Source organism: Chromobacterium sinusclupearum (assembly GCF_002902845.1).
Lineage (GTDB): Bacteria > Pseudomonadota > Gammaproteobacteria > Burkholderiales > Chromobacteriaceae > Chromobacterium > Chromobacterium sinusclupearum.
The window spans coordinates 22,100-46,391 of the sequence record NZ_PPTF01000014.1; the positions used below are offsets into that span (position 1 = coordinate 22,100).

Consider the following 24,292-nt stretch of genomic DNA (forward strand, 5'->3'; position numbering starts at 1 on the left):
CAGGCTTTATTGCTCGTTAGTCTTGGTGTAACCGGGGATGGCCAGGCGCAGCGTGTCCTGCACGCCGCCGCTGCCCAAGGCGCCCAGTCCCCTCAGTTCCAATTGGAAGAACAGCGAATTCTTGGTGGTCTGTGGATCGGTGACGAAGCGTTGGCTGAACAATCTCGCCGACCAGCAGCCATCGTTGTACTCGAAGCCGGCCAGCTGCTCAATAGGCTTGCGTGTGATCAGCGAGTAATTGTAGCGGCCGATGGCGTACCAGCGGCGGGCGATCGGCCATTGCGCGGCAACGTCCACCTGACGCAGCGGACCGTAGGTGGCGGAGTTGTCCAGCTGCTCGTAGCGGCCATAGCGCCAGCGCACGCTGGCTACCTTGCCGGCTTCCGGGCTATAGCGCAGCTGGACATTGTAGCGCTCGGTTGTGCCGAGCTGCTGATTGTATTGGTAGCTGCTGTCGAAACGCCAGGAACGGGTCAGATCGCCGGCGGCGCTGAGCAAGAGGTCGGAGCTGGGTTGGTTGACGTTTTGCGTGATGTCGTCCGACAGGTAGAAGCGCTTGCCGATGGCGAGGCGCAGGCGTTCCAGGCCGTTGGTCTGGTCGATGAAGCGGCTGGTCAGCGCGGTGGTGACCTGGTTGGCGCCATTGATGCGGTCGTAGCCGGAGAAACGGTTTTCCGTGAACAGCTGGGCGAAGTTCAGGTCGTTAACCGTGGTGTCGAAATTAGGCAGGTCATCCTGATACTTGTTTGGGATGTTGACGTAGAACAGCCGGGGTTCCAGCGTCATCAAGTGGTCCTTGCCCATGAATTCGGTATCGCGGTCGAAGTACAGGCCGGCGTCGGTGCTGAAGATCGGCAGCGTCCGCGTCCGCGTGCCTTGTTGCTGGTTCGGGAACGCGTTGAGGTTGTACTCGGTGAAATTGACGCCCAGCTTGGGACGGATGAAGCCCCAGCTGCGGTCGAAGCTCCAGCTGACGCTGGGGTAGGCGACGAAGCGGTCGCCGGTCTGCAGGCTGGGATGATCGAAACGCGTCAGATCGGTCATCAGATTGGCGCTGAAGCCGGCAGGCAGGCTTTGGCTGGCGTTGAACGTTAACTGCGGCATCCGCGCATAGGGGATGTCGGTCGGAACCGGATTGAGCGTCAGGTTCTGGTAATGCTGCACGCGCAAGGTGGCATTGCCGGAGCCGCCGGTCCATCCCATGCCATAGCTCAGCGTCGCCTCCTGGTTCAGGTTGACGTTGGAGGCGATGGCCACCTGGTCGCCGAAGTCGCTGAAGTAAGTGCGGTCAGATACTGAGTTGTAACTGAGGCCAAATGTCAGCCCATGACCCAGGTTCTGCGAGTGGTTGACGCTCCAGGCGTTGCGGGCTGTATTGGTGACCTTGTCATTGGGCAATTGCTCGGTATAGATGGTGCCGCTGTAGTTAGGCTCCAGATAGCGGAACTCGCCGGCCAGCATATTGCCGTGCTTGGTGTTGATGTGCGGCGTGATGGTCGCGTCGTAATTAGGCGCGATATTCCAATAGTACGGCAGCGAGAACTCGGTGCCGGCGGTGCCGGTTTTGAAGGTGGGCGTCAGGAAGCCGGACTTGCGGTTGCTGTTGAGCGGGAAGTCTATCCACGGTGAATACAGAATCGGCACGCCGTAGAACTGCATCCAGGCGTTGCGCGCCACGCCGACGCCGCTGTTGTAGTCGAGGTCAGTGCTGGCCGCGTGCAGATACCAGGCGTCGTCGCCTGGATCGCAGGTAGTCATGCGGCTGCCGTAGACGCGGTATTGGTTCTGCCCCTGGAAGTCGATCTGGCTGCCGTCGCCGCGCATGGTGACCGGTTTGGGGCCGCTTGAGACAGTCGACACTGGCGGCGTCGTGGCCTGCGGCTTCGCCGCCGCAGGGCTTTGCTTCGACATCGTGAACACCGGATTCATGCCCGTGCCGGTATAGTCGTTGACGTTGTAGTCCAGCGTGGTGCCGGTGATCACGTCCCCGCTGCGGGTCAGCCGGAAACGGTCGCCCGCCTTGGCGAGGCTCTTGGCCTGGTAGTAGTCCAGCCAGTCGGACTCCAGTTTCTGGTCGTCGCGCGTCGCCACGACATTGCCTTTGGCGTGCAGCACCACATCGGTTTCGCCATCGATATTGTCTGCGACGACCTTGGTCTGGCCTTGTTGCGCGGGCGGGTTCGGTACGGCAATGGGCGCATCGTCTTCGGCGCGCGCCGCTTGGGTGTTCAGGGCAAAGGCGGCGGCCAGGGCCAGCGCCAGCGGAGTCGGTTTTTGTATGGGCATGCACAAAGCCATATCGTGGGGCCGGGGCCTGTTGACGCTAATTTTGACACAGCGGCCGGACATTGCCGGATGCAGCGCGCGAAGGGCAACTCTGCTAAGCCGCCCGCTGTCGCGTTGTCGGATTCGCGCTTGGAATCACCAAGCGCCGCATCCTCCGCCTTGCATTGCGCGGCTTTTCAGCGTTGCGCTGGGTCTAAATTAGCGTTAACAGGCCCCCATGGGCAGTATAAAATCGCTCAATTCTATCAGCACCACGACAAAGCGACATGCAAAGACTGGAACAGCTCAAGAAATGGCTGGCGCAGCAATATCCTGGCGACGTCATCCAAGTTGAATTCGCCGCCGCCGACGCCGACTTTCGCCGCTATTTCCGCGCGATCTGGCCGGACGGCGCCACCCGCATCGTGATGGACGCGCCGCCGGAGCATATCGGCACCGACGCCTACGTTCAGGTTCGGGACATCTTCTCCATGGTCAAGGTGCCCAGGATAGACCTGCGCGACCGCGAGCAGGGCTTCATCGTGATGGAGGATCTGGGCAAGGTGACTTATCTCGCCGCGCTGCAGCATGACGAGCGCCCGCTGGTGCACCGCCATCTGCTGGAGGAGGCGCTGGATACGCTGGTGGAGATTCAGAAAGCCAGCCAGCCGGGTGTGTTGCCGGAATACGACGAGGCGCTGCTGACGCGCGAACTGAATCTGTTCCCGGAGTGGTTCTGCGCCAAGGAGCTCGGCAAGCCGCTGAACTTCAAGCAGCGCCAATTGTGGGACGCCGGCGTCAAGGCTTTGCTGCCGGCGTTGCTGGCGCAAGCTAAGGTCTATGTCCACCGCGACTTCATCGTGCGCAATCTGATGCTGACTGCCGGCGCCCCCGGCGTGCTGGATTTCCAGGATGCGGTGTACGGCCCGATCAGTTACGACGCAGTGTCGCTATTACGCGACGCTTTCATCGAGTGGGAAGAGGAATTCGTGCTCGATCTGGCCATCCGCTACTGGGAGAGGGCGCGCGCCGCCGGCCTGCCGGTGCCGGATGCCTTTGATGATTTCTACCGCGCTTTCGAGTGGATGGGCGTGCAGCGCCATCTGAAAGTCGCCGGCATCTTCTCCCGCCTCTATCACCGCGACGGCAAGGACAAATACCGCGCCGAAATCCCGCGCTTCATCAAGTATCTGAAGCGGACCACGCGCCGCTACGCCGAACTGGCGCCGTTCTACCATTTGCTGGTGGAACTGGTGGGCCGCGACGCCACGGACGAGGAGCTGCAGTCCAGCTACCCGGTGCTGGGCGTGAAAGGCAACTGATGCGGGCGATGATACTGGCGGCCGGCCGCGGCGAACGGATGCGGCCCTTGACCGACCATACGCCCAAGCCGCTGCTGATGGCTGGCGGCAAGCCGCTGATCCAGTGGCATATCGAACGGCTGGCCCGCGCCGGCGTGAGCGAGCTGGTGATCAACCATGCCTGGCTGGGCGAGCAGATAGAAGAAGCGCTCGGCGATGGTTCGCGCTTTGGCGTGTCGATTGCCTATTCGCCGGAAGACCAGGCCTTGGAAACCGCCGGCGGCATTGCCACCGCCTTGCCCTTGCTGGGCGATAAGCCTTTCCTGGTGCTGAATGGCGATGTGTTGTGCGACTTCCCGCTCGCGCGATTGCTGACGGCCTCCGCCAGTCTGGATGGAGAGTCTGCCCTGGCGCATTTGGTATTGACGCCGAAGGCCGGCTACAAGACCGGGCGCGACTTGACGTTGCGCAGCGACGGCAGCGTCGCGGCTTGCGGAGACGGCGACACGCCGTATACCTTCTGCGGCCTGGCCGCCTACCATCCGGCTTTCTTCCGCGAGGTGCCGCCGCGCGTCTCCAGCCCCTTGCTGCCGTGGTTGCTGGCGGCGATGGAGCAGGGCAAAGTCAGCGGCCAAGTGCAGCAGGGCCTGTGGCTGGATGTCGGCACGCCGGAGCGGCTGGCCGAGGCCGACCGCATCGCCGCCGGCTGGACGGCATGAGCCGGCGCATCCTCGGCATCGATCCCGGCAGCCGTATTTGCGGCTTCGGCGTGATAGACGTGGTCGGCAATCAGCGCCATTACGTCGCTTCCGGCGCCATCCGCACGCCGCAAGGCGCCAGCCTGGCCGAGCGGGTCAAAGTGATCGTCGATGGCATCCATCAGGTGATCGCCACTTATCAGCCGACCGAGGCGGCGCTGGAGCAGGTGTTCGTCAACGTCAACCCAGCCGCCACGCTGATGCTGGGCCAGGCGCGCGGCGCCTGCATGACGGCGCTGGTGTTGAAGGATCTGCCGGTGGCGGAATACACCGCGTTGCAGGTCAAGCAATCCGTCGTCGGCCAGGGCAAGGCGCCTAAGGAGCAGGTGCAGTATATGGTGGTGCGCATGCTGAACCTGTCCGGCACGCCGCAGGCCGACGCGGCTGATGCGCTGGCGGTGGCGCTGACCCACGCCAACCATAGCGGCGGCGCCATCGGCCAGCTGGCGCGGCGCGGCCTCAAAGTGCGAGGCGGGCGGCTGGTGTAGGGCGGAAGCCCGTCCGTGCCGGGCGTTTCGCCGAGTCTCTGCCCAGAATGGCGGATCGCCCCTTTGGGGCATCCTCTCTACCGTTGAATCACAACGAATACACAAGAAAGAATCATCATGATCGGACGCCTGACGGGCAAATTGATAGAGAAACAGCCGCCGCAGGTGGTGGTGGATGTGGGCGGCGTCGGCTACGAAGTCGATGTGCCGATGACCACTTTCTACCAACTGCCCGCCTTGGGGCAGAACACCACGCTGTTCACCCATCTGGTGGTGCGCGAGGACGCCCACTTGCTGTTCGGCTTCGCCAGCAAGGAAGAGCGGCAGACTTTTCGCCAGTTGATCAAGGTGAGCGGCATCGGCGCCAAGATCGCGCTGGCCATCCTTTCCGGCATGACCGCCGACGAGCTGGCCATCGCGGTGGCCAGCGAAGACATCAAGCGTTTGTCGTCGGTGCCGGGCATCGGCAAGAAAACGGCTGAGCGGCTGGTGCTGGAGCTGCGCGGCAAGCTGGCCACCGGCGGCAACCTGACGGTGCCGGGCGGCCTGCCGTTCGCCGCCACCCCGGATGAGAAAAGCGACATCGTCAACGCGCTGCTGGCCTTGGGCTACAACGACAAGGAAGCGTCGGCCGCGACCAAGAGCCTGCCTGCCGACGTCACCGTCAGCGAAGGCGTGCGGCTGGCGCTGAAGAGTTTGATGAAGGGTTGAGGCGGACGAATCAAAAAAGGGCGGCTCAGGCCGCCCTTTTTGTTGCCGTCGTTTAGGCCGGCAGCGCCAGGACGGGCCGGCCGGCGTGAGCCGACTGCGGCCCCAGCAGCTCCATCAGCGCGCTCAGTTTTTCCTCCAGTGCTTCGCGCGTCGAATCCACCAGCACCTGCGTGTGCCGCTCGATTTCCAGATTGAGCCGGTCTCCCGGCTTTTTCTCGCCCAGCGTGGTGGCGCGGCGGGTTTCCGGAATCAGCCACACTTCGAACCAGCCCTCGCGCTTGTCGATGGCGGCGATGGTCAGGCTGATGCCGTCCAGCGCCGCATAGCCCTTGGCGAACAGGTAGCGCAAGGCGCCCGCCGGCACCGTCAGCCGCAGGCACAGGTTGTCGCCGTGGCGGCGCGTCTGCTCGACCTTGGCCTGGTAATCGACATGGCCGGACAGCGCGTGGCCGCCGTTTTCCGCGCCATCGGCCAGCGCCCGCTCGACGTTCACCGCGTCGCCCACCCGGCAACTGGCCAGCGTGCTGGTGATCAGCGTCGGCAAGATCAGGTCGAACTCGGCGTTGTCTTGGCGGGGCGGCGCGGCCACAGTGAGGCAGGCGCCATTGACGGCGATGCTGGCGCCCTGCCGCAGCCCCTGGCAGAAACCAGGCGCGAAGGCCAGCGTGAGCCGCCGGCTGCCGTCGCCGTCCTGGATGGCGATGACGCGGGCGATGCTTTGGGTGATGCCGCTGAACATGGTCCGTCCTTTCATGCCTGATTGCGTTGCAGCCATTCGGCCAGTTCGGCGACGGACAGCTGCGGCAGGCCGTGGCGTTCGGCGTAGTCCTGCACTTGCTGGCCGCGCATCATGCTGCCGTCCGGGTTCATCAACTCGCACAGCACGCCGGCCGGGCTGAAACCAGCCAGCCGCGCCAGCTCCACCGAGGCCTCGGTATGGCCGCGCCGCTCGCGCACGCCGCCGGCGCGGGCGACGATGGGATAGACGTGGCCTGGGCGCACCAGATCGCTGGGCTTGGCGTCCGGCGCGATGGCGGCGCGTATCGTGGTGACGCGGTCGGCGGCGGAGACGCCGGTGGTCACGCCCTCGGCCGCCTCGATGGCGACGGTGAAGTTGGTGCCGTAACGGCTGCCGTTCTGCGCCGCCATCGGCGGCAGTTGCAGACGCTCGGCATGCTCCGGGGTGAGGCACAGGCAGACGATGCCGCTGCAGTCGCGGATCAGCCTGGCCATTTCCGGCACGGTGAGGGCATCGGCGGCCAGGATCAAGTCGGCCTCGTTCTCGCGGTCGGCGTCGTCGGCGACGATGACCGGCAGGCCTTGGCGCAGGGCGGACAGCGCGGTTTGGACGCGCAGGGACAGGATATCGGTGTTGGCGTTCATGGAAACGGTCCTCAAAAACAAGATTGAGAAACACGTCTCTTGGGCGTGAAGCGGATAGCGCATGGCTATCCGGCGCGATAAACGCGCGGATACGACACAGGGCTCCGCCCGCGGGCGCGGGTGGGGCTGGCGTCGTCTTCTTTCATCCGGACTATGACCGTCGGCTCTGGAGTTGCGCCTATTGCCGGGCTTTCCTGGGGAAAGATCGCCAATAGGCCTTACCAGATCTGCTGACCCTTTGCCGTGAGGCAAAGGCGCTCGCGGGCTCGGCGCATCGTGCGCCATACCGCCGGTGGGGAATTGCACCCCGCCCCGAAGACGTTAGCTTTTGGCCGCGTGTCGCGCGGCCAGCGGCGAGTATAGCGCGGTGTTAGAATGTCGGCAGCAAGAATCCGCCACCAAGAGTCCCCGATGATAGAAACCGACAAGCTGTTCGGCGCCGCGCCGGAGCGCCGCATCGTTACCCCGCAACGCGCCTCCGATCAGGAAGAGGCGCTGGAGCGCGCGCTGCGGCCCAAGCTGCTGGACGAGTACGTCGGCCAGAAGAAGGCCCGCGAGCAACTGGAAATCTTCATCGAGGCGGCGAAGAAGCGCGGCGAGGCGCTGGACCACGTGCTGTTGTTCGGCCCGCCTGGCCTCGGCAAGACCACGCTGGCGCACATCGTGGCGCGGGAGATGGGCGTCAACCTGCGCCAGACGTCCGGCCCGGTGCTGGAGCGCGCCGGCGATCTGGCGGCATTGCTGACTAACCTTGAGCCGCACGATGTGCTGTTCATCGACGAAATCCACCGCCTGTCGCCGGTGGTGGAGGAAATCCTCTACCCGGCGCTGGAGGATTACCAGATCGACATCATGATAGGCGAGGGGCCGGCGGCGCGCTCGGTGAAGCTGGACCTGCCGCCGTTCACGCTGGTTGGGGCGACCACCCGCGCCGGCATGCTGACCAATCCGCTGCGCGACCGTTTCGGCATTGTCGCCCGGCTGGAGTTTTACACCGCTGACGAGCTGACGCGCATCGTCAGCCGTTCGGCCGGTCTGCTCAACGTCACCCTGTCCGACGACGGCGCGTTCGAAGTGGCCAAGCGCTCGCGCGGCACGCCGCGCATCGCCAACCGCCTGCTGCGCCGCGTGCGCGACTACGCCGAGGTGAAGGCCGACGGCGTGGTGACGGCGGCCGTGGCGGACGCCGCGCTGGCCATGCTGGACGTGGACCCGGCCGGCCTGGACGTGATGGACCGCAAGCTGCTGTCGGCCATCCTGGAAAAGTTTGGCGGCGGGCCGGTGGGGCTGGACAATGTCGCCGCGGCGATAGGCGAATCCACCGACACCATAGAAGACGTGATCGAACCATTCCTGATCCAGCAGGGTTACCTGCAGCGCACGCCGCGCGGCCGCATGGCGACGGCCCAGGCCTATCTGCACTTTGGTCTGCCGGTCAAGGACGCCTGAGTTTGCGCCACGGCAAACGCGGATGCCGGTGGCGGGCATGCGAATCGCGTACAATGAATTTATTTGCACCGTAAGCGAGAGATCATGTTCTACGTGTTGTTCGCCACCATCCTGATCGTGGTGGTTGTGGCCGCTGTCGCCGCCGCCCGCTTCTTCGACCCGGCCGTGGCCAAGATTCTGGGCCGCACCTTGGGCCAGGAGCTGGCCGATGCCTGGCGCAAGTATGTGTTCTTCGCCATTGTCGTCAGCGGTATTTCCGGCGGCGTGCGGCCGTGGTCGCTGGAGCGCTACCTGGCACCGGCGCCGGGCAAGGGCAGCACTCAGTTGGAGCTGAGCGGCCAGCGCTGGATGCTGGAACTGTACACCGCCGGCATTGAAACGCTGCGCTCCATCGCCTGGGTGGTGCTGTTGTTCTTCCTGTTCGCGATGCTGGCCTATGTGATCATGCGGGCGGTCGAGTTCCGCCGCCAGGAAGCGGAAGGCCGTCGTCCCCACGAGATGGAGTGAGCTGCCGCAAGCCTGTCAGGGAACGCTGCGTTCCCGTCAGGCGTGTTTGGTTGTGACGTCGGAAGCCCGCAGCCTTCATGGGCGATAAGGCGCTGGAAAAACAACCCCGTCCATGGACGGGGTTGTTTCATAAGCGCGGGCTTAGCGGCCGATCTTGATCTGCGACCACAAGCGGTTCAGCTCGCGGCGGGACTTCACGTCCAGATCTTTCAGCGCCACGTACTTGCCCTTGGCCGGCTCCAGCATGATCACCCGATTGGCCTTGATCTGCGGCTTGAAGAAGGCTTCGGCCGCCTTGACCGGATTGGTGGCGCCGATCTGGTTGGAGATTTCCGAGGCGTTCTTGCCATCCAGCATGAAGTTGATGAACTTGTGCGCCAGGTCCGGACGCGGCGCGTCCTTCAGGATGGTCATATTGTCGATGGCCAGCACATTGCCTTCCTTCTGCGGCTGGTAGGCCAGCTCGAACGGCCGCTTGGCGTTCTTCGCGTCCTGCTGCGCCTGGAACAGGTCGTTGGAATAGCCCAGCGCCACCCAGATATTGCCGACCGTCAGCTCTTTGATGTAGCTCTGGTTGTTGAACGCAGCCCAGTACGGCTTGGCCTGGCGGATCACTTCCGCCGCGGCCTTCCAGTCCGCCGGATTGGTGGAGTTGGCGTCCTTACCCAGATACATCAGCGCGGCGGCCATCAGCTCGCGCTGGCTGTCCAGCACCGTCACCTTGCCCTTGATCTTGGCCAGCACGGCCGGATCGAAGACCAGCGCCCAGCTGTTCGCCTTGTCGGCCACGCCGGCCTTCTTCAGCTGGGTGGCGTTATAGCCCAGCAGCGTCAGCGACACCACCGTGGGCGCGGCGTAGCGGTTGCCTGGGTCAAATGGCTGGTTCAGGGCCAGATAGCCGCTGTTCAGGTTTTTCCAGTTGGGCAGTTTGCTCTTGTCCAGGGGCTGCAATTTGCCCTGCTTGAGCAGCGTGTTTACGGCGAAGGCGGTGGGGAACACCATATCGTAGCCCTTGGCGCCGGCGGCCAGCTTGGCCAGCATTTCCTCATTGTCGCCGTAGTAGTCCTGCACCAGCTTGCAGTTGCAGGATTGCTCGAAACGCTTGGCGGTGTCCGCTGACAACGCGTTGTTCCAGTTGTAGATGTGCAGCACATCCGCGGCGGATGCCGAACCCCAGGCTAGTGTCATCAGCGCCGAAAGAGCCAGCTTGTTCATACCATGTCATCCTTGTGATAGCGAAAAATGAAACCCCGGCCAGACACTGGCAGGGGTCGGGAAAACCTAGCGCCTCCCGCGGCGGGGAGGGCGCGGTGTGCTTACAAGGCCACCATATTGTCGCGGTGTATCAATTCCGGCTCGACGATGTAGCCGAGCGCGGCTTCGATCTCGCGGGTGCCCTTGCGCATGATCTGGCGCGCCTCGTCCGAACTGTAGTTGACCAGGCCGCGCGCCACTTCGTTTCCTTCCGCATCGACGCACGCCACCGCCTCGCCGCGCAGGAAGTCGCCCTCCACCGCGCTGACGCCCACCGGCAGCAGGCTGGTGCCGCGTTCGCGGATGGCGCGGGCGGCGCCGTCGTCCAGCAGCAGGCGGCCGGCCAGTTTCAGGTGATCGGCCAGCCATTGCTTGCGCGCCGCCATGCGGTTGGTGGCGGCGACCAGCTGGGTGCCGATGGCTTCGCCGTCGGCCAGCCGCGACAGCACATGCGGCTCGCGGCCGCAGGCGATCACGGTGGCTGCGCCGCTGCGCGCGGCGCGCTTGGCGGCCAGGATCTTGGTGATCATGCCGCCGGTGCCGACGCTGGAGCCGGTGCCGCCGGCCATTTCTTCCAGCCGGGGATCGCCGGCCTCGGCCTCGTGGATGAACTCGGCGTCCGGGTGCTTGCGCGGATCGGCGCTGAACAGGCCCTGCTGGTCGGTCAGGATCACCAGCGCATCGGCCTCGATCAGGTTGGTCACCAGCGCGCCCAGCGTGTCGTTGTCGCCAAAGCGGATTTCGCTGGTGACCACGGTGTCGTTCTCATTGATGATGGGCACCACATTGAGATTCAGCAGGCTCACCAGCGTGGAGCGGGCGTTCAGATAGCGGGTGCGGTCCGCCAGGTCTTCGTGGGTCAGCAGAATCTGCGCCGTCTGCAGGCCAAAGGCGCGGAAGGCGCTCTCGTAGGCCTGGCACAGGCCCATCTGGCCGACGGCGGCGGCGGCCTGCAGTTCGTGCACGCCCTTGGGCCGCACGGTCCAGCCCAGCCGCTGGCAGCCTTCGGCTATGGCGCCGCTGGAAACCAGCACCACCTGCTTGCCGCGGCGTTTCAGTTCGGCGATTTCGGCGGCCCAGCGCGCCAGAGCGGACAGGTCCAGGCCCTTGCCGTCGTTGGTCACCAGGCTGGAGCCGACCTTGACCACGATACGGTCGGAAGCGTGAATCACCGAATGCATCGACAGACCTCTCTATTAAAGCAAATGATTATAGAGAGCTCAGTGTACCCGAAAAAGGGCTGGGCTTGAGCGAGGCTTGAGCCAAGTCAAAACAGCTCGCTGGGGCGATATTCCATCAGCTGGAAATACGGCGATTGCTGATGCAGCTTGCTTGCGCGGATCAAACGCTCGCCGTCGGCGGCGCGCAGCCGGAACTCGCGCAACTGGCTGAACGGCCGCCCCACCATTTCCAGCAGCTCTGGATGGTTGCCGTGCGGCGGCAGCAGCAGGCAGCGCTGATACGTGTCGCCGTGGTAGGTGATGCTGGGCATGACCAGGGCAGGCGCAGGCGCGGGGCAGAGAATCTCCACGCCGCATTCGATTTCCTTGCCGGTCGGCTGCATCAGCACCCAGCGCACGGCGCATAAGCGAGCGGCCTCTGGCTGGTCCGGCGGGTTGATCAGCAGGATTTCGCCGGCGCGCAGCGGTTGTTCGCGCGGCACGCCGCGCAGCAGATAGCCGCTGTCGCTGTGGTTGACGATGGTCATCAGGCAAGGTAGCGGCGGGGGGCGCAAGCGCGAGGTTTCTTCGGTCGCGCCGGCGCCGGGCAATTGCCAGCTGCCGCCATTGACGCGGTGCCAGATCTGGGCGGTGCCGGCGATGACTTCCACCACGCCCTGTGAGGATTCGCGGCTGTGTTTGCGCCGCCGCGGACGTTGCCAGGCTTCGCTGAGTTGGGTCAGTACGTGGATTTCTTCGTTGACCTGCCCGCCGGAGGCCGTAGCGCCGGCTTTCTGCAACTGCTCCAGGCTGCGGCGCATGCTGGCCAAGGCGCCCGCCATTTCCAACAAGTAGCAGGCGTGCGGCAGCGCGGCGGCGCTGGCCAGCAGGTAGCGCGGCGGCGCGTCTTCCTGCGGGTCCAACAGGTAGCCGTGACGGTTTTCGTCCAGTTCGCCCACCGGCAGCAGCGTCACCTGCTTGGCCAGGCTGTAAACCAGTTGCCGGGCCAGCTGCATTTCGGCAGGCGACAAGCGATTGGTGGCGGTCAGCCCCAGCAGCAGGATCTGTCGGTAGATGTCGCCCAGGGTGTCGTCGTTGGCCAGCGAGCGGTCTTGCCAGCCCTTTTCCCGCGCGATCGCATACAGCTGATGGCACTCCAGCCAGAAGCCGTCCGGCAGCGGGCAATAGTATTGCTGATAGATGTTCAGGCACTGCCGCCCCGCCATCATGGTATACAGCAGCAGTTCCACTTTGGGCTGTTCGCGCTCCAGCAGGCTGGGGCGGGCCAGCTTGTCCTGCAGCGCCTGTTTGAAGCCGATGAACAGATTGGAAAACAGCTTGACGCCCACCACCGCCAACTGGCGGCTCTTGGGCGAGGACAAGATGTCGCTGTGCTGGGTTTCGCCTTCCAGCAGCGGGTAATAACGGTCCAGCGCCTTCAGGTACAGCATCAGCAGCTTGTAGCGCAGCATCGGCTCCAGCGGCGTGCGGCCCAGGTGGTATAGCGCCTGCGCCAACAGACGGCCGCATTCCAGCAAGTCGGTGTAAGGCAGCCGCTCCAGCCAGGCTTCCACGCTGGCTGGCTGGGTGTCGACGAGTTGCGGGTCCATATTCCTCTTTGGCAAGGCAAGCCACAGCATCCAAACCAGGCTCCGGTATCGGGATGCGGTATGCTATTGGTATTGCATGGCCGCGGCAAGGATTTCATGGCAGAGCGGTGGCATCGCCCTCCGTGCGGGCATCGCCGGCCTGCACCTCGTCCAGCGCCTCCAGGCTGGCATTGACCAGCCACTGCATTTCTTCGCTGCGCAGCGTGTACGGCGGCATGAAGTAGACCGTCTTGCCGATGGGCCGCAACAGGCATCCGCGTTTCAGCATGGCCGAAAAATAGGCTAATGCAAAGTCCGCGCGCGAAGTATCCACGTCGAAGGCCCAGATCATGCCGCGCTGGCGGAAATGGCGAACATCCGGCCGCTGGCGCAGCGGCCGCATGCGGCGGGTAAAGTCCTCCGCCTGGATGCGGTTGGTTTCCAGGACATTTTCGTCCTCGAAAATATCCAGCACCGCCAGCGCCGCCGCGCAGGCCAGCGCGTTGCCGGTATAGCTGTGCGAGTGCAAAAAGCCGCGCGCCACGTCGTCGTGGTAAAAGGCTTGGTAGATATCGTCCCGCGTCAGCACGCAGGACAGCGGCAAAAAGCCGCCGGTGATGCCCTTGGACAGGCACAGGAAGTCCGGCGTGATGCCGGCCTGCTGGCAGGCGAAGAAGCTGCCGGTGCGGCCGAAGCCGACGGCGATCTCGTCGGCGATCAGGTGCACCTGGTATTGATCGCACAGCTGGCGCAGTTCCGTCAGATAGACCGGATCGTACATCGCCATCCCGGCCGCGCCTTGCACCAGCGGCTCCACAATGACGGCGGCGATCTCATGGCTGCGTTTGGCCAGCAGATTGCCCAGCGATTGGGCGGCGCGGCGAGCCATGTCGGCAGCCGACTCGCCGGGCGCGGCTTGACGGGCATCCGGAGAGGGCGCGCGCAGGCTGGGTTTCAGCAGATCGGCGTAGGTGGACGAGAAAATCGGCACATCGGTCACCGCCAGCGCGCCGACGGTTTCGCCGTGGTAGCTGTTTTCCAGGCTGACGAAGCGCGTTTTTTGCGGCTGGCCGCTGTTTTTCCAATAATGGAAGCTCATCTTCAGCGCGATTTCCGTCGCGCTGGCGCCGTCGGAGCCATAAAAAGCATGGCCTAGGCCGGACAGCGCGGCCAGCCGCTCCGACAACTCCACCACCGGGCGGTGGGTGAAGCCGGCCAGCATCACGTGCTCCAGGCTGTCCAATTGCTCGCGTATCGCCTGCTTGATGCGCGGATGGCCGTGGCCGAACAGATTGACCCACCACGAGCTGACGCCGTCCAGATAGCGCTTGCCGTCAAAATCGGTCAGCCACGCGCCCTCCGCGCTGGCGATGGGGACGATGGGCAGGCTTTCGTGGCGCTTCATCTGCGTGCACGGGTGCCATACGGCGGCGCGGCTGCGTTCCAGCCAGGCTTGGTTGCTCATGGGGGCCTCCTGTGGGGTGATGGTCGATCCTAACACAGGGCGGCACAATGGCCGATGTGACGAAAAACGTCAGTTTATGCCGTCTGGCGGCCGATCAACTGTCATGCGCGCAGCGTAAAATCACGGCGAAGCAGGGTGGCATGCTTCCTGCTGTATTGTTTGACAGAGAAAGAAGACGCGCAGCACGCGTCCGTTTTTTTGAAGAAGAGGCGGGCAAGCCGCGCGGATTGCGTGGCGCCTTGCCAGGCTAAAGCTTGACTAGACCATGGAGTTCAACATGAAGAGAAGACAAATCCAGCAGGGTTTCACCCTGATCGAGCTGATGATTGTGGTGGCGATTATCGGTATTCTGGCGGCGGTAGCCATCCCCGCTTATCAGAACTACACCGTGCGCGCACGCGTAACAGAAGGTTTGACGCTGGCAGACACTGCTAAACTTGCTGTGGCTGAGAATGCGGCGAGTGGGGCAAAATATTCCAATGGTTGGAATGCTCCGACGGCAACTAAGAATGTTTCCACCGTTGGTATTACGGATACAACTGGGGTTATTACCATTACGTATCAGGCCAACGTTGCGGCGTCGAATGCCAATACGCTGGTTCTGATTCCGTATACTGTCGCGAGTGGCGGTGCTGCTACGGCATTGCCTGATAGCACAACTTCTTTCACTCCGCCGTCTAGTAACATTGTTTGGCAGTGTGCTTCTAAGAGTACCACCGCAAAGGTTGGCTCTGTCGTCGGTACCTTGGATTCCAGCCTGGTTCCTGCTGAGTGTCGCTAAGATTAATTTAATATAATTGGAAAACGGTCAGCTTTGCTGACCGTTTTAATTTAAGGCTTCCTATGTTTAAAGCGTTGCCTTACTGGTTGCTTGCGGCATTAGTCGTATTGCCGTTTTTCAGTCCTTGGCATTTCCAACCAGCGGGCGATTGGGTGACTACAGCAGTTTGTTTGGGCCTTGCTGGCATGAGTGCGCTGGTGATGTCGTTTCAGTCCGAAAGTGGCAAAACCTCGAATTGTCCGCCGGCATTTGTTTTTTTGCTGCTTTTCAGTCTGTTGCAACTGCCTCGCCTCCAGTACAGCCTGCCTTTTTCTGCGCTGGCGCTGTTCCTGTGTGGCGTGTTCAGTCTAAGTCTGGGGCAGAACGATAAGGCGCAGCGCGATAGGCTGATAGCCTGCTTGGCGTCGCTGATTCTGGCAACGGCCTTGCTGCAGGCCATGCTGGGCTTTGTTCAAGCGTTGGGGCTGGCGCCGCAGACCCATGGCTGGGTGTTGTTCAACCCAGGCGCTAGCGATGTGATGGGGAACTTCGGCCAGCGCAACCAGCTGGCGCAGTTTTTGGGTTGGGGAGCCGTTTCCGCCGCCTACCTGTACGCTACGGGCCGCATGGGGCGAGTGGCGACGGGCAGCGCGGTGCTGGTGCTGGCGCTGCTGATGAGCTGGACCGGCGCGCGGCTGCCGCTGGCGTACGGCTTGGGCCTGGCCTTGCTGGCCTGGTTCTGGCATCGACGCGTGCCGCAGGACGAGACGGTGGCGCGCATGGCCCGCGCCTTGGCTTGGTCGGTGCTGGCCCTCGCCGTGATCCAGATATTCAACCAGCAGATTGATAGCGTTTTGCACGCCATCGGCTTGCCCATCCATGTGCAGAGCGGTTCCGACCGCTTGCTGGACGCTGGTTTCGGCGCGCGCCGCCGCATCGAATGGAGCAAGGCCTGGGAGGTGTTCACGCAGCATCCGTGGCTTGGCGTGGGGCTGGGCGGCTATGCCTGGCATTCCGCTTGGCTGGAGGCGTACGGCGGTTGGCCCAAGGTGCCGGAGAGCTGGCTGTTTACCCATTGCCATAATCTGATTTTCCAGCTGCTGGCGGAAACCGGTCTGGTTGGGACTTTGCTTGTGGTGGGTGGTTTGCTGTATTGCTTGCTGCCGTATTTCCGGCGCGGCGAGCAGACGGCGGACAATCTGCTGCTGATCAGCATCGCCATGATGTTGCTGGGGCATTCGATGTTTGAATACCCGTTGTGGTATCTGCCCTTCCTGCTGATGCTGGTGATCATTTGTACGCTGAGCCCTGCCAAGGGGTGGACGGTGCAATTGAGCGGGCGCTTCCGACAGGTTCTTGGCGTGAGCGCCGGTGTGCTGGCACTGGCCTACGTGGCGACTGGCATCCAGCCTTATTGGCAGCTGATCCAGAATTTCACGCCGCGCAACGAGAATACCTTGCAGGCCAGTTTGGACAATGCCAAGCGCTCGCTGAAACTGTCCGAGTTGTCGCGCAATCCGTTGTGGAGCTGGGAAGCGGATTTGGGCATGGTCAACTATTTGCAGCCGGACGGCATCATGCGCGATTTGCAACTGGAACTCGCGGAGCGCGTGGCGCGCTACCAGCCGTTTCCGACCGTGCTGATCAAGCTGTCCATCCTGCGCGCCTTGAATGGCCAGGCCGAGCCGGCCAAGCAGGCGCTGACGATGGCGATTGCCAATTACCCGGATTACACGCCGGTGTTCCAGCATGAGCTGGCGCGTTACCGCCAGCCGGAATTGCAGCCATTGCAGGCGCTGGCCTCCAAGGCGGTGAAAGCCGGCGCGGCGCAGGGCGGCGCCACTGACGCCGGCCGCCTCGCCGCCGTGATGACTGTCGCCTCCCCGGTGACGCGCCAGCCTATCTTCTGAGCCTTGTAACAGCCCGAAACATATGGCGTGTTCAATGGAGCCGGCGCATGCGGTATGCTGCCGGCTCCGCTGTTTCCAACCTCTGGTCTGCCATGACTTTTCAGAAACTATCCGAGCGCCTGGCGCTGCTGGCGCTGGGCTTGATCGCCATCGTGCCGTTCGCCTCGCGCGTGCACTTTGTGCCGCTGCCGCAATGGTTCGGCGAAATCAATGTGATCTGGCTGCTGCTGGCTGCCGGCGTGTTGCTCATGCCATCCGGCCGCTTGTTCGACGCGGTGCCGCGCGCCAGCTGGTGGTGTCTGCTGCTGGCGGCGGTGTGGGCGCTGCAGCCGCAATTCGTCCATCTATTGTTCCCCGGCATGAGCTACGTCACTGCGCTGGGTTGGTTGTCGCTGGCCTTGCTGGCCTCGGTGACGGCGTCGCTGCGCGGCGCGTTCGGCGAGCGGGAATTTGCGATATGGCTGGCCCGCGCCATCATCGTGGGTGGGCTGGTGCAGTCGCTGATCGGGACGGCACAGGTGAGCGGGCTGGCCCCGGTGCTGGGCCTGTTCTATGACAGCTCCCACCCCACCAGCAATATCTTCGGCCATATCGGCCAGCGCAACCAGTATGCCCATTACCTGATGTGGTCGGTGGTGTCCGGCGTCTATCTGTTTGCCGTGGGCCGTCTGGGCCGCAACTGGCTGATCGCGCTGGTGCTGTGGATGTCGCTGATGCTGGCTTGGGCCGGCTCGCGTTCCATCCTGCTGTATCTGGTGGCGATGTCGGCGCTGGCGGGCCTGTGGTACTGGCGCAACCGCGATGAAGCGCTGGGCCGGCTGATGACGGCGATGTGGCTGACCAGCGTGGTGATCGTCGCCGCGCAGTTCGCCTTGCCGCTGTTCAATCATTTGATCTCCCTGCTGACCCACACCGACGTGGAAAACGCTTCCGGCGTGGCGCGGCTGGCGGCCAATGGCGACGATATGGGCGCGCGCCGCTTCGCCGAGATGCACAAGGCCTGGCTGACTTTCCAGGCGCATCCGCTGTGGGGCGTGGGTTGGTCGCAATACGCTGCGGAGAGCGTGCGCTTGCAGCCGCTGCCGCAGTTCGCCGCGGCCGGCTACAACAGCGGCTTGTTCACCAACGCGCATAATCTGGTGATGCAGCTGTTGGCGGAAATGGGCGGCCCGGCCACGGCGCTGGTGGTGGGCGGCTTCCTGTGGGTGGTGCTGCCGTTCTTCCGCCGCGCGGCGACGCCGGAGGGCGTGCTGGCCTTGGGCTGCGTGGCGGTGACCTTGACCCATAGCATGCTGGAGTACCCGCTGTGGTACTTCTACTTCCTGGCGATGCTGGTGATCTTCGTCGCCATGGCGCCGCGCGACGAGAAGCTGCCGTCGCCCTGGTTGCGCTTGCCGCTCTTGGGCGCGCTGGTGTGGGTGGGTTGGTTGTCCATCAGCACCACGCCGATGTTCTGGGAGCTGGTCAATCTGTATACGCCCACCGGCAACGCGCAAAAGGATGCCAAGCGCAGCGAGCGGCTGATCGAGATTATCGAAACCAAACCCCTGTTCGCCTATCACGCCCTGTACACGCTGGACGATTATTTGCCGATCACCCGCGACAATCTGAAGCAGAAGCTGGCGCTGGAGGACAGGCTGACCGCCTTCCGCCCGTATCCGGACGTGATGCTAAAGCGCGCGCAGATGGAGATTCTGGCGGGCCAGAGGGCCAAGGCGGAGCAGACGCTGCGCACCACGCTGGCGTCCTTCCCCACTTACGCCGGCCAGTTCATCGAGACGCTGGGCGACGCCAACCCAGAATGGGAGCCGCTGCGCAAGATCAGCCGCGAAGCCTACGACAAGTTGCCGGCCAAGTTCCGCACCTTGCAGGAGTGATAGGCATGCGCCCGCCGGATGGCGGGCAAATAAAAAGCCGCTCGATGGTTCGAGCGGCTTTTTTTCGGGCGGTGAGCGCGGCTTAGTTGTCCAGCACCACGCCTTCACTCAGCGCGGTTTTCATTTTGGTCAGCGCCTTGGCTTCGATCTGGCGGATGCGTTCGGCGGATACGCCGAATTCCGCCGCCAGCTCGTGCAGCGTGGAGCCGCTGTCGTCGGTCAACCAGCGCGCTTCGACGATGCGGCGGCTGCGCGCGTCCAGCGTGGACAGCGCGTATTCCAGGCCTTCGGACTGCAGATGATCGAAGGCGCGGCGTTCCAGCGCGCGCGTCGGCTCGCTGTGGCTGTCCGCCAGCCAGTCGATCGGCGCGTAGCTGTCGTCGTCGTCGGAATCGCCGATCAGCGAGACGTCCTGGCCGTTCATGCGGATTTCCATCTCGCGCACTTCCTCGGGCTTGACGCCGAGATCGGCGGCAATGGATTTCGCTTCCTGTTCGGACAGGGCGGAGAAACCGCTCTTCATGCTGCGCAGGTTGAAGAACAGCTTGCGCTGCGGCTTGGTGGTGGCGATGCGCACCAGACGCCAGTTGCGCAGGATGAATTCGTGGATCTCGGCCTTGATCCAGTGGATGGCGAACGAGAACAGGCGCACGCCGCGGCCCGGTTCAAAGCGCTTGACCGCCTTCATCAGGCCGATATTGCCTTCCTGGATCAGATCGGCTTGCGGCAGGCCGTAGCCGGCATAGCCGCGAGCGACGGACACCACCACGCGCAGGTGCGACAGCACCATTTGCCGCGCCGCTTCCAGATCGTTTTCCTGCTGGAAACGGGTTGCGAGCTCGGTTTCCTGCTCCTGCGTCAGCATCGGCACGCTGTTGACCGCCTGGATGTATTGTTCCAGGCTGCCGCTGGTCGACGGGACGGGAAGGGCAAATGTTGTGTTCATTGCGATGGCTACCTCCTTGGGTAGTGCTATGTTAGCACTCGAGTATTGAGAGTGCTAGCAAGGAAAGGTTCCCGAGTCAATGATTTTTAACAATCGGCTCGATAGCCATTTTGTTTATTTGGGTTCGACCTTGCGCAGATGGTGGTCCGCGGCCAGCCGCGCGCCCAGCATCGCCAGCAGCGCGGAGATGCCGATCAGGGCCGCCAGCTCCAGCGGCGTCAGGACGCGCAGTTCCACCCGTTCGCCGTACAGCATGGCGAATTCGCGGATCGACGGATTGGCCATCGACGACAGCCAGCACGACAGGCCCCAGGCCAGCAGGGCGGCCAGCACCCCTTGCCACAGCGCATGGTACATGAAGGGACGCCGGATAAAGCTATCCGTGGCGCCAATCAGCTTGGACACTTCGATTTCATCCTGCCGCGCCAGAATCTGCATGCGGATCGCGTTATGCGTCACCAGCACCAGCGCCAGGCCCAGCGCCGCGGCGAGGAAGGCGGTCAGCTTCTGGCCCATCTCCACCATGCCGTACAGCCGTTTGGCCCAATGGGCGTCGAACTGCGCCGTTTCCACCATCGGCAGGCCGGACAGCTCCTTCTGCAGCATTTCCATTTCGCGCGGCTCCAGCGTCTTGGGCGTCACCACGAAGGCGTCGGGCAGCGGGTTGCCTTCCAGTCCATCGGACAGGCCGGACAGGCCGTTGCGCTGCTCCAGATCTTGCAATGCCTTGCCCTTGCTGACGAAAGTGAAGCTTTTCACCTTGGGGTGGTGAGCCAGCGTGGTTTGCACGGCGGCGATGTCCGCCTCCTCGGCCGACAGCTCCATGAACAGGGTGATCTGCGGCGTGGCAGTCAGGCGGCCCACCCAATCCTGCACGCTGCTGACGGCCAGGTACAGCGACAAGGGCAGGGCCAGCGCCAAGGCCAGCATCAACAGCGTCAGCATGCTGCCGAACGGCTGGCGCAGGATTTTGATCAGCGCCAGCTTGGCGCTTTGCCAGTTCAGATAGAGAAAGTGTTTCATGCGGCGAACTGTCCTTCCCTCAGGCGGATGATGCGGCGGCCGTAGTCTTCCATCAGCGTTTCATCGTGGGCGGAGATCAATACCGTCACGCCCACCTGGTGGAAGGATTTGAACAATTCCATGATGTCCAGCGCGTAGGCGCGGTCCAGGTTGGCGGAGGGCTCGTCCGCCAGCAGGATGCTGGGGCGGTGCACCACGGCGCGGGCGATGCACAGCCGTTGCTGCTCGCCGCCGGACAGGCGGATCGGCATGGATTTTTCCTTGCTCAGCAGGCCCACCTTGTCCAGCGCGGCGCGCACGCGCTTGGCGGCGTCGCGGCGGTCAAAGCCTATGATGTCCAGCGGCAGCATCACATTGTCGAACACACTGCGGTCGAACAGGATTTTGTGGTCCTGGAAAACCATGCCCAGATGCTGGCGCACATACGGCAGCTGGCTGCCGCGCAGCTTGGACAGGTTCTGGCCATTGACCAGCACGCCGCCGCTGGTGGCGCGCTCGATGCCGGCGATCAGCTTGAGCAGGGTGGATTTGCCGGCGCCAGAGTGGCCGGCCAGAAACACCATTTCGCCGGTTTCGATGGTGAACGACAGGTTCTTCAGGGCTTCGTTGCCACCAGGGTAACGCTTGGTGACCTGGTCGAACTGTATCATTGAGGTTTCCCGCTTGTTGGCTGAGAAAGGCGGCTGCATCCGCGGCCGCATTTATGTTATTCGAACAGCGCGTCAATGTAGTCGCGGCTATTGAACGGCCGCAGGTCGTCTATGCTCTCGCCCACGCCGATGAAGCGCAGCGGAATCGGCCGCTGCTTGGCGATGGCGGCGATCACGCCGCCCTTGGCCGTGCCGTCCAGCTTGGTCAGGATCAGGCCGGTCAGGCCCAGCGCATCGTCGAAGGCCTTGACCTGGTTGACCGTGTTCTGGCCGATATTGGCGTCCAGCACCAGCACCACCTCATGGGGCGCGTCCGGCAGCGCTTTCTGGATCACGCGCTTCACCTTCTTGATCTCTTCCATCAGGTGCAGCTGCGTCGGCAGGCGGCCGGCGGTGTCGGCCAGCACGATGTCGATGCCGCGTGCCATGGCGGCTTGAATCGCGTCGTAGCATACCGCGGCCGAGTCGCCGCCCTGTTGCGCGATCACCGTCACGTTGTTGCGCTCGCCCCAGGCGATCAGCTGTTCCCGCGCGGCGGCGCGGAAGGTGTCGCCTGCGGCCAGCAGCACGCTCTTGCCTTGGCTTTGATAATACTTGGCCAGCTTGCCGATGGAAGTGGTCTTGCCGGCGCCGTTGACGCCGGTCATCATGATCACGAACGGCTTCTTGCCTTCCACGTTCAGTGGCACCTGCAGCGGGCCGATCAGGTCCTGCAGCGAATCCTTCAGCGCGCCCTTCAGTTCCGATGCGTCCTTCAGGCCCTTCAGCGACACGCGCGCGCGCACATCCTTCAGTAGATGGACGGTGGCATCCATGCCCATGTCGGCAGTCAGCAGCACCGTTTCCAGGTCTTCGTACAGCTCCTCGTCGATCTTGCCGCCGCCGAACAGGCCGGCCAGCTGCTTGCCCAGCTTGTCGCGGGTTTTGGACAGGCCGGCTTTCAGGCGTTCGGTCCAGCTCATTTTCTTCAGCGGCACGGCTTCCTCCGCCGGCTGGGACGGGGCGCTGACTGCTACCTCTTCGGCTGCCGGGGCGGCAGTCTCGACGGGGGCGGGCGCTGCGACGGCCGGCGCCGGCGTTTCCGCCGCGGGCTGCGGGATGGCGGGCGCTACGTCTTCGATAGCGGCCGTTGGCTGGGCCGGGGTCTCGATTTGCGGCGTTTCCGCCGGCTTGGGCTTTTTCTTGAAGAAGCTGAACATGCGTAAATGAACCAGGGAAAAGCGATAAATGGCTAAATTGTATCCTCAAACGGCTTCTCGTACAGGCTTGCACGCACGGGATCGAAGCGATTCACGCAAAACATATATAAGGAATAGGCTGGAATTTCGTCGGACACGCGACAGATTTGCCGGCAAAGCAGCGTGAAAGAGGCGCTAAAGTGCTGATCGGGTTAAACTCCTGCCCTTGTTTCAAAAAGACGAGAGTCATGAGTCAGTCACGTAACAAGGTCCGAATCATTGGCGGCGAGTACCGACGCCGCATGTTGCCTTTTCCCGATGCGGCCGGACTGCGGCCGACGCCGGATCGCGTCCGCGAGACGCTGTTCAACTGGTTGGGCCAGGATTTGTATGGAAAAAACTGCCTGGACTTGTTCGCCGGCAGCGGCGCGCTGGGCTTTGAAGCCGCATCGCGCGCGGCGCGGCGCGTGGTGATGGTGGAAAAGTCGCGGCAAGTGTGCGAATCGCTGCAGGCGAACCGGCAGTTGCTGCAGGCTGGCGCGTTGGAAGTGATGAGCGGCGACGCGCTGCTGTATTTGAAGAACTGTCGCGAGCGCTTCGACGTGATTTTCGTCGATCCGCCGTACGACTCCGATTTATTGCAGCAGGTGCTGCCGCTCTTGGCGCAGTGCCTGTCCGAAGACGGCGTGGCGTACGTCGAGGCCCGTCAATGGCCGGACGCGCTGCCGGAAGGGCTGACGCTGCTCAAGCGCGACAAGGCCGGCATGGTGCAGTACGGCCTGCTGGGGCTGGCCTCGGCCTAGCGCCTTCAGTCCCGCGCCCGTCTAACGATATAACCAGCGCGCCCTTGCGACTGGCGGCGGTGGGTGACAGAATTCACGATGTGGAATACTTGAGGAAATTACTATGTCTTTGATCATTACCGACGAATGCATCAACTGCGACGTCTGTGAGCCGGAGTGCCCCAATAACGCGATCTCGCAAGGCGAGGAGATCTACCAGATCGACCCCAATCTGTGCACCCAGTGCGTCGGCCACTACGATGAGCCGCAGTGCCAGCAGGTCTGTCCGGTCGATTGCATCCCGCTGGATCCGTCGCATCCGGAGACCAAGGATGAGCTGTACCAGAAGTATCTGAAAATTTCCGGCCAGGCTTGATTTTGGCAAGTGATTGATTAAAAAGAAGATGCCCCATCCTGGATGGGGCGTTTTTTATTTTCAGGCCGGAAACTGTAATTTTTTTCGCAAAAGGTGTTGACGGCCTGCAAGGCCATCTATAATATTCGGGTCTCTTTCAGGAGGGATTCCCGAGCGGTCAAAGGGATCAGACTGTAAATCTGACGGCTCTGCCTTCGAAGGTTCGAATCCTTCTCCCTCCACCAGATTTAGAAAAGCGCTTGGCAGTGAAGCATCGCTGTCTAGTTGTGAAGCCAGGCGGGTGTAGCTCAATGGTAGAGCAGAAGCCTTCCAAGCTTACGACGAGGGTTCGATTCCCTTCACCCGCTCCAAGCGTTTGATATAGCCTGTTTAGGGCCCATGTAGCTCAGGGGTAGAGCACTCCCTTGGTAAGGGAGAGGTCGGCAGTTCAATTCTGCCCATGGGCACCACCGTTTAAATT

23 protein-coding genes, 3 tRNA genes and 1 riboswitch are annotated in these 24,292 nt (G+C 63.1%); of the genes, 15 read left to right on the forward strand and 11 right to left on the reverse strand.

The genetic code is table 11. The features are described from left to right. Window positions 1–6: 6 nt before the first annotated feature. A complete protein-coding gene (locus C2134_RS03165) occupies window positions 7–2,286 on the reverse strand; it encodes an LPS-assembly protein LptD (RefSeq protein ID WP_103317510.1) in 2,280 nt (759 codons plus the stop codon). Window positions 2,287–2,552: 266 nt separating this feature from the next. On the opposite strand from C2134_RS03165, the gene amgK reads away from it, so the two are divergent. The 4 genes from amgK (at window position 2,553) to ruvA (ending at window position 5,523) form a co-directional block, all read left to right on the forward strand. Continuing rightward, window positions 2,553–3,587 carry an N-acetylmuramate/N-acetylglucosamine kinase AmgK gene (amgK, locus tag C2134_RS03170; protein WP_103317512.1) on the forward strand — a complete coding sequence of 345 codons (1,035 nt, stop codon included), beginning with the start codon at window positions 2,553–2,555 and terminating at the stop codon, window positions 3,585–3,587. Further along, complete coding sequence (gene murU / locus C2134_RS03175) at window positions 3,587–4,285, forward strand: N-acetylmuramate alpha-1-phosphate uridylyltransferase MurU (protein ID WP_103317514.1); 699 nt, start codon at window positions 3,587–3,589, stop codon at window positions 4,283–4,285. The genes amgK and murU overlap by 1 nt, the downstream gene beginning before the upstream one ends. Next, window positions 4,282–4,812 (forward strand): crossover junction endodeoxyribonuclease RuvC, encoded by a 531-nt coding sequence (gene ruvC / locus C2134_RS03180; RefSeq protein ID WP_071109244.1) that lies wholly within the window; start codon window positions 4,282–4,284, stop codon window positions 4,810–4,812. The genes murU and ruvC overlap by 4 nt, the downstream gene beginning before the upstream one ends. A gap of 117 nt (window positions 4,813–4,929) precedes the next feature. Next, window positions 4,930–5,523: a Holliday junction branch migration protein RuvA gene (gene ruvA / locus C2134_RS03185; RefSeq protein ID WP_043627498.1), complete on the forward strand. Its 594-nt coding sequence runs from the start codon at window positions 4,930–4,932 to the stop codon at window positions 5,521–5,523. 52 nt (window positions 5,524–5,575) lie between these two features. Here ruvA and C2134_RS03190 read toward each other — a convergent pair whose 3' ends face one another. Further along, on the reverse strand, window positions 5,576–6,277 hold the full coding sequence (locus tag C2134_RS03190) for a riboflavin synthase subunit alpha (protein ID WP_233196342.1): 702 nt from the start codon (window positions 6,275–6,277) through the stop codon (window positions 5,576–5,578). Further along, window positions 6,274–6,906, reverse strand: a complete 633-nt coding sequence (ribB, locus tag C2134_RS03195; RefSeq protein WP_103317517.1) for a 3,4-dihydroxy-2-butanone-4-phosphate synthase — start codon at window positions 6,904–6,906, stop codon at window positions 6,274–6,276. Before ribB ends, C2134_RS03190 begins: the two co-directional genes overlap by 4 nt. Window positions 6,907–7,036: 130 nt before the next feature. Further along, window positions 7,037–7,230: riboswitch (FMN riboswitch) on the reverse strand. Window positions 7,231–7,317: 87 nt separating this feature from the next. On the opposite strand from ribB, the gene ruvB reads away from it, so the two are divergent. Both ruvB and C2134_RS03205 read left to right on the forward strand, forming a co-directional pair. Beyond that, complete coding sequence (gene ruvB / locus C2134_RS03200) at window positions 7,318–8,355, forward strand: Holliday junction branch migration DNA helicase RuvB (protein ID WP_103317519.1); 1,038 nt, start codon at window positions 7,318–7,320, stop codon at window positions 8,353–8,355. A gap of 84 nt (window positions 8,356–8,439) precedes the next feature. Beyond that, window positions 8,440–8,862 (forward strand): hypothetical protein, encoded by a 423-nt coding sequence (locus C2134_RS03205; protein ID WP_071109248.1) that lies wholly within the window; start codon window positions 8,440–8,442, stop codon window positions 8,860–8,862. Between the two features lie 141 nt (window positions 8,863–9,003). On the opposite strand, the gene C2134_RS03210 is transcribed toward C2134_RS03205, so the two are convergent. The 4 genes from C2134_RS03210 to C2134_RS03225 form a co-directional block, all read right to left on the reverse strand. Beyond that, a complete protein-coding gene (locus C2134_RS03210) occupies window positions 9,004–10,077 on the reverse strand; it encodes an ABC transporter substrate-binding protein (protein ID WP_103317521.1) in 1,074 nt (357 codons plus the stop codon). A gap of 101 nt (window positions 10,078–10,178) precedes the next feature. After that, window positions 10,179–11,297 (reverse strand): glutamate 5-kinase, encoded by a 1,119-nt coding sequence (gene proB / locus C2134_RS03215; protein ID WP_103317522.1) that lies wholly within the window; start codon window positions 11,295–11,297, stop codon window positions 10,179–10,181. An 86-nt stretch (window positions 11,298–11,383) separates the two neighbouring features. Then, on the reverse strand, window positions 11,384–12,886 hold the full coding sequence (locus C2134_RS03220) for a cyclic-di-GMP receptor FimW-related protein (RefSeq protein WP_103317524.1): 1,503 nt from the start codon (window positions 12,884–12,886) through the stop codon (window positions 11,384–11,386). Window positions 12,887–12,980: 94 nt separating this feature from the next. Beyond that, entirely contained in the window at window positions 12,981–14,330 is a 1,350-nt protein-coding gene (locus tag C2134_RS03225; protein WP_103317525.1) for an adenosylmethionine--8-amino-7-oxononanoate transaminase, read from the reverse strand. Between the two features lie 47 nt (window positions 14,331–14,377). On the opposite strand from C2134_RS03225, the gene C2134_RS21125 reads away from it, so the two are divergent. The 4 genes from C2134_RS21125 (at window position 14,378) to C2134_RS03240 (ending at window position 18,877) form a co-directional block, all read left to right on the forward strand. Then, window positions 14,378–14,581 carry a hypothetical protein gene (locus C2134_RS21125; protein ID WP_146042088.1) on the forward strand — a complete coding sequence of 68 codons (204 nt, stop codon included), beginning with the start codon at window positions 14,378–14,380 and terminating at the stop codon, window positions 14,579–14,581. Window positions 14,582–14,607: 26 nt separating this feature from the next. After that, window positions 14,608–15,111, forward strand: a complete 504-nt coding sequence (locus C2134_RS03230) for a pilin (RefSeq protein ID WP_103317638.1) — start codon at window positions 14,608–14,610, stop codon at window positions 15,109–15,111. Between the two features lie 257 nt (window positions 15,112–15,368). After that, entirely contained in the window at window positions 15,369–17,000 is a 1,632-nt protein-coding gene (locus C2134_RS03235) for a PglL family O-oligosaccharyltransferase (RefSeq protein ID WP_158248685.1), read from the forward strand. A 92-nt stretch (window positions 17,001–17,092) separates the two neighbouring features. Next, a complete protein-coding gene (locus C2134_RS03240) occupies window positions 17,093–18,877 on the forward strand; it encodes a PglL family O-oligosaccharyltransferase (RefSeq protein WP_103317529.1) in 1,785 nt (594 codons plus the stop codon). Between the two features lie 82 nt (window positions 18,878–18,959). On the opposite strand, the gene rpoH is transcribed toward C2134_RS03240, so the two are convergent. The 4 genes from rpoH to ftsY all read right to left on the reverse strand — a co-directional run bounded on the left by rpoH (window position 18,960) and on the right by ftsY (window position 22,695). Next, entirely contained in the window at window positions 18,960–19,823 is an 864-nt protein-coding gene (gene rpoH / locus C2134_RS03245; RefSeq protein ID WP_103317530.1) for an RNA polymerase sigma factor RpoH, read from the reverse strand. Window positions 19,824–19,937: 114 nt separating this feature from the next. Further along, entirely contained in the window at window positions 19,938–20,846 is a 909-nt protein-coding gene (gene ftsX, locus C2134_RS03250; protein ID WP_103317532.1) for a permease-like cell division protein FtsX, read from the reverse strand. Then, window positions 20,843–21,496 carry a cell division ATP-binding protein FtsE gene (gene ftsE / locus C2134_RS03255; RefSeq protein ID WP_103317534.1) on the reverse strand — a complete coding sequence of 218 codons (654 nt, stop codon included), beginning with the start codon at window positions 21,494–21,496 and terminating at the stop codon, window positions 20,843–20,845. Before ftsE ends, ftsX begins: the two co-directional genes overlap by 4 nt. Window positions 21,497–21,552: 56 nt before the next feature. Beyond that, window positions 21,553–22,695 (reverse strand): signal recognition particle-docking protein FtsY, encoded by a 1,143-nt coding sequence (ftsY, locus tag C2134_RS03260; RefSeq protein ID WP_103317536.1) that lies wholly within the window; start codon window positions 22,693–22,695, stop codon window positions 21,553–21,555. 227 nt (window positions 22,696–22,922) lie between these two features. On the opposite strand from ftsY, the gene rsmD reads away from it, so the two are divergent. The 5 genes from rsmD to C2134_RS03285 all read left to right on the forward strand — a co-directional run bounded on the left by rsmD (window position 22,923) and on the right by C2134_RS03285 (window position 24,281). Next, entirely contained in the window at window positions 22,923–23,477 is a 555-nt protein-coding gene (rsmD, locus tag C2134_RS03265; protein ID WP_103317537.1) for a 16S rRNA (guanine(966)-N(2))-methyltransferase RsmD, read from the forward strand. 103 nt (window positions 23,478–23,580) lie between these two features. Further along, on the forward strand, window positions 23,581–23,832 hold the full coding sequence (locus C2134_RS03270) for a YfhL family 4Fe-4S dicluster ferredoxin (RefSeq protein ID WP_043627471.1): 252 nt from the start codon (window positions 23,581–23,583) through the stop codon (window positions 23,830–23,832). 139 nt (window positions 23,833–23,971) lie between these two features. Then, window positions 23,972–24,056 (forward strand) — tRNA-Tyr (locus C2134_RS03275). Window positions 24,057–24,108: 52 nt separating this feature from the next. Continuing rightward, a tRNA-Gly gene (locus C2134_RS03280) sits at window positions 24,109–24,182 on the forward strand. Between the two features lie 24 nt (window positions 24,183–24,206). Continuing rightward, window positions 24,207–24,281 (forward strand) — tRNA-Thr (locus C2134_RS03285). Window positions 24,282–24,292: the final 11 nt, after the last annotated feature.